Annotated in this window: 8 protein-coding genes and 1 pseudogene; all 9 read right to left on the bottom strand. The window is 66.7% G+C overall.

Going from position 1 to position 7,896, the window contains the following annotated elements; genetic code table 11:
- Window positions 1–77 precede the first annotated feature (77 nt).
- Window positions 78–404, bottom strand: coding sequence for a hypothetical protein (locus ACFP9U_RS22235; RefSeq protein WP_378624814.1), 327 nt, complete (start codon window positions 402–404; stop codon window positions 78–80).
- Between the two features lie 85 nt (window positions 405–489).
- Complete coding sequence (locus ACFP9U_RS22230) at window positions 490–1,518, bottom strand: major capsid protein (protein WP_378624812.1); 1,029 nt, start codon at window positions 1,516–1,518, stop codon at window positions 490–492.
- Window positions 1,519–1,606: 88 nt separating this feature from the next.
- Window positions 1,607–1,966 (bottom strand): head decoration protein, encoded by a 360-nt coding sequence (locus tag ACFP9U_RS22225; RefSeq protein ID WP_378624811.1) that lies wholly within the window; start codon window positions 1,964–1,966, stop codon window positions 1,607–1,609.
- 59 nt (window positions 1,967–2,025) lie between these two features.
- A complete protein-coding gene (locus tag ACFP9U_RS22220) occupies window positions 2,026–2,577 on the bottom strand; it encodes a hypothetical protein (protein WP_378624809.1) in 552 nt (183 codons plus the stop codon).
- A gap of 49 nt (window positions 2,578–2,626) precedes the next feature.
- The gene (locus ACFP9U_RS22215) at window positions 2,627–3,520 is read right to left on the bottom strand and encodes a S49 family peptidase (protein ID WP_378624808.1); all 894 of its coding nucleotides are present in this window, start codon (window positions 3,518–3,520) and stop codon (window positions 2,627–2,629) included.
- A complete protein-coding gene (locus ACFP9U_RS22210; RefSeq protein WP_378624806.1) occupies window positions 3,517–5,256 on the bottom strand; it encodes a phage portal protein in 1,740 nt (579 codons plus the stop codon). Before ACFP9U_RS22210 ends, ACFP9U_RS22215 begins: the two co-directional genes overlap by 4 nt.
- Entirely contained in the window at window positions 5,256–5,489 is a 234-nt protein-coding gene (gene gpW / locus ACFP9U_RS22205) for a gpW family head-tail joining protein (RefSeq protein WP_378624805.1), read from the bottom strand. The genes ACFP9U_RS22210 and gpW overlap by 1 nt, the downstream gene beginning before the upstream one ends.
- Window positions 5,490–5,497: 8 nt before the next feature.
- On the bottom strand, window positions 5,498–7,531 hold the full coding sequence (locus ACFP9U_RS22200) for a phage terminase large subunit family protein (protein WP_378624803.1): 2,034 nt from the start codon (window positions 7,529–7,531) through the stop codon (window positions 5,498–5,500).
- Window positions 7,528–7,896 (bottom strand): annotated as a pseudogene (locus ACFP9U_RS22195) (hypothetical protein); the annotation flags it as partial. The gene ACFP9U_RS22200 and the pseudogene ACFP9U_RS22195, both read right to left, overlap by 4 nt.

Genomic DNA, 7,896 nt, shown 5'->3' with positions numbered 1-7,896 from the left:
GACGCGCGTGCGATCCTTGTCATAGACGGCCACGGGCCAGCGTCCCGTCACCGTCTCCTCGGGTTTCTTCGCCACCCTCAGTCCGACCCTCCGCCGCTCGCCCCGCCGGCGTCCTTGCCGCCCGCGCCGGCGCCTTCCAGCTCCGCCACGCGCGCGGCAAGGACCTCGTTGTCCTTCTCCGCCTGGCGGAGCTGCGCTTCCAGAGCCTGGTTGTCCTTCGTCAGGTGCGCGATCTTTTCGGCGTCTGAAAGCGACCGGCCTTTCCACGGGCCGAACCGATCCTCGAGGCCTTCCGCCTCCTCTTTCGACAGACCGGCTTTGCCGCCGATCGGCACGTCCTCACCGGGCGGATAGCTCTTGCCGCCGAGCTTGACGGTCACATTGAAGCGCTTGGTGTTCGCCATGGGGTTTCTCCTTCGGCACGGGTTGCGTCTCCCGCAGCCCTCCGCCGTCGAGGTGGCGGCGGAGGGCTGAAGGCGGCGCAGCGCGTCAGCGCACGGAGATGAAGGCGGAGGCGTTCGGCTCCACCGGCACCGGCAGAGGGGCGGACTGCGTCATCAGCACCTCGCGGGAGGGATCCTCTTCCTCCCACTGCTTGGCGAAGCGCTGCTCGGCACGCAGCGACTTGACGTCCTGGATCGCGCCATAGGTCATCGTGCCCATCATCTGCGGGGCAATGGCGCCGACGCCGAACTCCGGCCAGTAGTGCTGGGTGTTGCCGTCGTCATCCTCGTAAGTCTGGACGTATTCCCAGAAGCGCAGACTGCCGTCGATCGTGCCGACATAGCGGGCAACATCGTCCACACCACCGGAGGTGACGCCGCCCAGCTCCATCTCCCCGCCGCGCTGGCGGCGGTTGTCGAGGATCTCGCGCACGTCGATATCCTTGGTGAAGATGTCGGTGGCGCCGTAGCCCATCACGAAATCGCGCACCACGCCGCCGGATTTCGCCGCCACTAGCCGCGCCCATTCGCGGATGTTGTCGAGCGGTGCGACGCCGACCTCGCCCCAACGGTCCCCCGCCGCCAGCGCGATGGTCAGATCCGCGTCGCGGTGATAGTCGACCACGTCGTCGATCCCCTCGCCCTTCACCGTGATGGTGCCGGTCTGAAGACCGGAAGAGCACATCAGCTCCTCGCGACCGGTGATCTCCTCTTCATGATCGGCGAGCGCCTGCATCACCATCATGTCGTAACGGTCGAGCATGGAGAGCGCGCCGCCATAGGCCTCGCCCACCTGCCGCGCCTGCGCGTCGGAAGGATTGAGACCGCTCTTCGGCTTCACATAAGGTGGCTTGTAGGCGCGCACCTCGCGGCCGCGCTGCTTGCGTTCCTTGCCCGGCACGTTCGGCGAGACGAAGGGTGCGATCTTGCGGCGCCGCCCGAGCTTGTCGAACAGGATCTCTTCGGTCTCGAACTGGACGACGCGGCCGAAGAAGGTGTTGCGGAGCCAGGGCGTGAAGCGGTCGAGGGCCTCGGCCGCGGCCACCACCTGGGCGGTCGTGAAATAGGTCGGCATGGGTGTGCCTTTCTCTGTTTGGCGATGGGGTTCCGGCCAGGTGGCCGAGGCGGACGCGACGCGCCGGCGGAACGGCGCGCCGCGAAGGTCAGACGAGTTCCTTGAGGAAGATCGAGCGGCCCGCTATCGCGAATGCCTTCTCCGCGATCTCCACGGTGATGCCGGCGCCGAAGGTCAGCTTCGAAGCGTCGTAGCCGCCGGTGTAATAGCCCACCGTGTCGACGGCGGCGCCGGTGGCGTCGATATCGGCGGCGAGGATGCACTCGGGCGTTTCCGAACCGTCGCCGGCCGCGGCCGTCGAGGTGAGGAACGTGTCGTCGGCCGTGACGCGGCCGAGCACGGTGCCGCGCTTCAGCTCGCCGGCGCCCGCGGCGACGGTGATCTTCCGCGTCATCACGGGGAAGGTGCCGAGGATCATGTCCCCCGGCTGGAAGGTTTCCAGTGGCATGGGAGTTCTCCGATTTCAGGATGAAAAGGTGACGGCGCTCGCGCGCCGCCGGAGTGGGATCAGCGCTTGCCCTTCTTTGCCTCGATCAGCTTCGAGGAGGCGGCGAAGATGCGCGAGGGCCGGTCCTTCGGGCTGGCAGCGGGCGCCGGGCCGGCACCGATCTTCGGGCTCTTGCCGGCCATGCGGCTGGCCAGACGCCCCTTTTCGCCGCCGGACGTTTCGAGGAGCGTGCCGGCTTCCTTCGCCGAATAGAACCGGCTGCCGAAGGCCAGTTCGGCGGCGAGGCCGGGGTTGGCGTCCGCTTTCGGATGGGTGAGGATCGCGCGGATGCGCCCCTGCTCGGCCCGCCGGATCTTCGTCTCCTGCGAAGCCTGCTTGCCGTCCTCTTCCTCCTCGGCTTGCGCGTCGGGGTCCTCGCCTTCCGCCGTGGTGTCGTCCCCTTCGTCCTCGGCATCGGGATCGCGGTCTTCCTCCTCCGCGGACTTACCCTCTTCCTCGTCCTCGGCATCCTCCTCCTCGAGGTCCTCGGGAGGCTCCCGATCGTCCTCGAGGTGAGATGCCTTCTTGCGCCCGCGCACGGCTGCGAGCACGCTTCCTGCAAGCGTCGACATGGTTCTCTCCTTTGCTGGTTTGTCTGCGCCGGTCGAAATCAGGCGGCCGTCATGCAGAGCGGCCAAGCTCTTCCTGGAATGCCGCGAGTATCTGGCTCGGGCGACCGACCGCGTCGGCGATGCCTGCTTCGACCGCGGCCTGACCCCGGAACACGCCCGCTTCCGTGGCGAGCGCGGCATCCTTCGAAAGCCGATCGCCGCGGAAGCGCGCGACCGTCTCGGCGAACTCGACGCGGATCGCCTCTAGATCGGCGAGCTCGCGCTCCAGAACGTCGTCCGGCAGCGGCTCATACGGGTTCAGGTCGGCCTTCTGCGCGCCGGCCTTCAGGATGGTGACGGCAAGGCCTTCCTTCGCCAGCCATTTGCTCATGTCGACATGCAGCGAGATGACGCCGATCGACCCGGCATAGCCGTTCCGCGGAATGACGATCTGCCTTGCGGCCGAGGCGAGCAGGTAGCCGGCCGAGCACGCGTGGTCGGTGAGCACCGCAATGGTCGGCTTCACCTGCGAAAGCTCGAACAGCCGCTCGGCGCAATCGAAGGCGCCGGAGACCTCGCCGCCGAAGGAATCGACCTCGACGATCACGCCGCGCACGGAATCGTCATCGATCACGGCATTGGCTTGCGTGATGATGCCCTCATACGTGGTCTGCCCGGAGGACTTGCCGATCCACTTTCCCTTGTTGATCAGCGACCCCTCGATTTCGATCACGGCGACATCATCACGGCGCCAGGGCTGGAAATAGCGCTCACCGGAAGAATCCCGCACCTGGCCCATCTTGTCGCCGACCAGCCCGAGTTCCTGGCTGCCGCGCACGTCCAGTTCAGCATCGGGCAGGCCGAGCACGCGCGGGCCGAAGGCGCGGGCAATGATGTCACCCTTCGCCTCGTGCAGCATCAGCGGCGTATTGAACATGCGCGTCGCGATTTCGGGATAGCTCATGCGGCCCTCCTGCGGATGGACGGGATGCCGAGCGGGTGGCGGCGGGCAGACTGGTTTCCGCCGTTCACCTCTTCCTCGACCTCATCGTCCGGGTCTTTGGTCTGTGTGACGGAGGTCATTTCCGTTCGCGTTTCCGGACGCCCGGCGTCCGGATCGAGGCCGAGCTTCTGGTAGAAGCGGTGCTCACGCTCACGCTGCATGGCGTCCATCTTCCAGTCGCGCCCCTGCTCCGCAGCCTCCTGCTGAAGCGTGCTGAGGTTGGAGGCCAGCCGTTCGCCGGCGGCCTGCGCCTCGCGCAGCGGATCGATCCAGCCGCGCCCGGGGCCGATCCAGTCGGCATGGCACCAGGCGGCCGGGTTCTCCTCGAAGTGCACGGCGCCGGCCGGCAGGCGGATCAGCCCCTTGTCGAAGACCTCCTCCAGCCAGGCGCGATAGATCGGACCCATGAACTGGGAGGCGATGTTTGACTTCTTGCTCGTGAGCCCGCGCCAGATCTCCAGCAGCGCCGCCCGGGCCGAGGAATAGTTGACCTTCGACCAGTCCATGGAGAGCTGTTCGTAGGTGAGCCCGACGGCGCTGGCGATCTTGCGCAGCGCCGCATTCACGAACACTTCAAAGTTCGCGTTCGGATGCTCGGGCCGCGTGAACTTCGCCTGCTCGCCGGGCTGCAGCGTGTTGACGCGCACACCGGGCAAGTCGATCGGCGCCGCCCCATAATAGGCCTTCTGGGCCTCGGCGATCGCGCCATACACGGACGCAACACCGGACTGACCGTCGACGCCGAGGGAATCGAGCAGTTCGTCGGGATCGAAGGGCGTCTCGATGAAGGCGGCCATCACGGCGTTGAGCAGCGCCGCCTGGCACTCGAAATCCTCGTAATCCGTATATTGCTTGATCGACCGGATGACCGGCGCCCAATCGGAAACGCCGCGCGTCATGCCCGCCCGCTTCTGTTCGAAGGCATGGACGACGGTGGGCCGCCCCCATTCGGTCTCGCGGGGCACATAGTCCCACTGCCAGGGATTGCCCTGCCCCAGGAAGACGTCACCGGGGTGGTATTTCCGGAAATGGTACCCGTTCGCCGCACCGTATTCGTCGATCTCGACACCGTCACGCAGGCTCACATCGTCGGCACGGCCGAGGGGGTTGGAGCACCGGCCGGGATCGACTACCTGCACGGCCGTCTGGAAGCCCGGCGCCTCGTCACGCCAGACGATCAGCGCGAAGGCCTCGCCGTCGGGCCCGAAACGATGGCGCGCCGCCAGGCCGAGAATGCCGGCCATCGGTTTCGACCGTTCCGCGTCGCACCACTTGTCGACGTCCTGGGTGTAATCGCGCCACAGGGCCTCGATCTGGTCGGCGACGTCCTCCGCCTGCTCATAGGTCATGTTGAGCGAGGCGAAGTTCGGCCGTGCCGCGAGCGTCCAGCCCGAGCCGACGATGTTGTCCACCAGGCGCGACACGCCGGCGGAAGACCAGCCGTCGTTGCGCGCCGCATCGTTCAGCCGGTCGACGATCTCCGTGCGGTCCCAGCGCATGGCCGATTGGCCGGAATATGAACCCGGTCGCCAGTTCGCCAACGACGGGTTATCGAAGCCGGCACCCTGATAGGCCGTCGAGGCCATCATGCGGTTGCGCGCCGCCTGGAGCCGCGCCGCCGCCCGCACATTGGAGGGCAAAGGCTGGCTGTCCGGCCCCAGCAGAGCCGGCGAATTGCTGGTGACGGTTGGATTCATCAAAAGATCACTCCGCGGCTGCGGGCCCGCGCGCTTTTGCGCAGACCGAGCTTCGCCTCGAGTTCGCGAACGAAATTGCGCAGCGCGCCGATGCTGGTGGCGCGATAGGTGACCGACTCGCCCTCATAGGTGATGCTCGCGGTCATGGCGCCCGTCTCCAGCTTGAAGAGCGCCGCACGCGCCTTTTTCAGCTGCGCCTCGAGTTCGGCGCGCTGCTCGGGTGTCAGCGACATGAATGGTCCTATCGGTTGCGTTGGCGTGCGCGTTCAGCCCTGGCCAGGGCGGCGGCGACAAGGCTCTCGGCCGCCCCCTTCCCCGCGGTCTTCTCCGCCGGCGCATCCGGCACCGGCGTGAGAAGGTCTTCAAGATCGGCCTGGGCGGGCTTGTCCATCTTCGCCAGGCGCTCGGCGATCATGTCCCATTCCTCGTCGGTCCAGTAGGTGACGCCGAGGCGGATGGCGCCGGCATGCGCCTGGTTCATCATGTCCAGCGCCTCGTTGCGCTGGCCGGACGGCAGCTTCCAGACATAGCGGGGATGGCCGGTCCGGGTGCGCTCGGCAACGCGGATCTCGGACGTGACCTGCTGATAGAAGTCGTCGCCGAGCCCGACGGCGAAGCGGATGTAGCCGGTCTGCTCCGGATCGGTCTTTTTCATGTCGCGATAGAGCCCGATCTTCATGATCGAGGCGTTGAAGTTGAAGAAGCGCGAAGCCCACTTCTGCTTCTTCGGCTTGCCCTTGCGATCGAACTCGCGCACCTGGCTCAACATGCGCGCGGTGTCCTTGTTGTCGCCGCGCACCATGATGACGCGGGATTTCGGGTGCTTGCGCACCCAGCCCCAGACATCCTCGGTGTAGGCGTTGCCGTCGATCGCCACGATGTCGGCCGAGCGCCGGTTGCCCCATTCGTCCGGCCAGGTCCTCGCCACCAGGCGGTCGAGCGCCGCGCGGACCTCCGGTTCGGCGATGTGGCCGGAATGGACCTTGTAGCCCGGCATGTGACTTCCGGCGCGGGCGTCGATCACGCCGCGGTCGATCACGGCACGGTAGCGCTTCCGGCCATAGCCGACGAGCTGCCACTCGACGCGATCGCCCTGCACGTCGATGCCGATCGCCAGCGCCAGGGCCTCGGCCGGAATGACACCACGCTGGAAGCCTGTCTCTTCCCCGCGGTCGCGCAGATCCTCCCAACCGATCGCCTTGTTGTCGGCTTCGAAGGGCAGGCCGAGCCAGTCGTTGTAGAAAACCTGCTCGGCGCCGGCGCCCTTTTCCTTGTCGTCGGGTCCGCCGGCCTGGACCTTCAGCCATGCACGGGCGAGTGCCTCCCACGATTCCAGCGGCGAGTACGCCACCCAGATATGGAACGAGCGGTGGAACCGCGCCCGCTCCGGATGTTTCGCGATCCACTTCGCACCGTTCTCCGGCGCCACCATCCAGGCACGGTGATGCTCGTGGATCTCGCAGCCGCAATGGATGCAGACGAAATGCGCCTTCTCGGGATGCTCGGGATCTATGTGATCCCGCATGTTCTCCCAGCGCAGCTCCTGCAGCTCGTGACAGTGCGGGCACGGGACGTGGTATGTTTCCTGCGTGCCGGCATGATAGTTCGTCGTGATCCGGCAGCCGGGCGCGATGAGCGGCGTCGAGATCTTCAGGGCCTTGCGGTTGAAGAAGGCCTTCGACCGGCTGTCCGCCTGCGTCTCCGGGTCGCCCGCCTCGTTCATCGACCACTTCGCGAGATCGTCCTGGACCTGCTTGCGCGGCGAGATCATCGACAGGCCTGCCGGCGAATTGGCGCCTGCCGCCTGGATCGCCCCGCGCCCGTCGACCCGTTCTTTGTAGAGGATCGAGTTGCCGCCATCCCGGCTCGATTCGGAGAAGAGCGCGCGGATCGCCTCGGTCTCGCGGATAAGCGGCATAAGCTTGGTCTTCGACCAGCGGGCTGCGTTCTCCTCCGTCGGGTGGACATAGAGGAAATCGCACGGGTCCATGTCGAGGGTCCCGAGCGTGAAGATGTTCGCCAGGATCGTGCCGCCGAGCTGCGCCGACTTGTGAAGCGTCACGATCGAACACGCATCGTCCGGCGAAAGCGCTTTCAGGATCTCCGAGAAGAAGGGGAACAGCGCCTCGTTGTAGGGACCCGGAAACGCCGAGATGCGCTCGGAAAAGACGATGTTCTCCTTCGCCCAGGCGAGATAATCGACCGGGGGCGGCGGCTCGGCCGCGACCGCCAGCGCCTCATAGGCAAGCCGGCTCGGGTTGAACATCATCGTCATGATGCGTCCCTCAGATCGGCGCCGCCGTCGTCGGCAACCATGGCCGGCACGGCCTTCGCTTGGGTGCGGAAGCCCTCGGCCGCTTTCGCCCGCACATCCCGAAAGGCCTTCTGCAGCGCCTGGTGCGCATCCCGTTCAGACACACCGAACTCGGCGGCAATCGCGTTCGCTAGCTCGCGCAAGCCCTGGTCCATGACCTTGAAGGCCTCGCCCACCGCACGGCCCATCTCGCGCCGTGCATCGTCCGTCAGCATGTAGCGGCCGGCGGCAAGCGCCTCCTCGCGCTCGGCCTGCGCCGTCTTGATGCGCATCTGCTTCAGCCGCTCGGCCGCCAGATCGTCGTGCACGGGTTCGGCGGCGGGCCT

Source organism: Nitratireductor sp. GCM10026969 (genome assembly GCF_042660605.1).
Lineage (GTDB): Bacteria > Pseudomonadota > Alphaproteobacteria > Rhizobiales > Rhizobiaceae > Chelativorans.
This window is presented reverse-complemented; position numbering and strand designations above follow the sequence as displayed.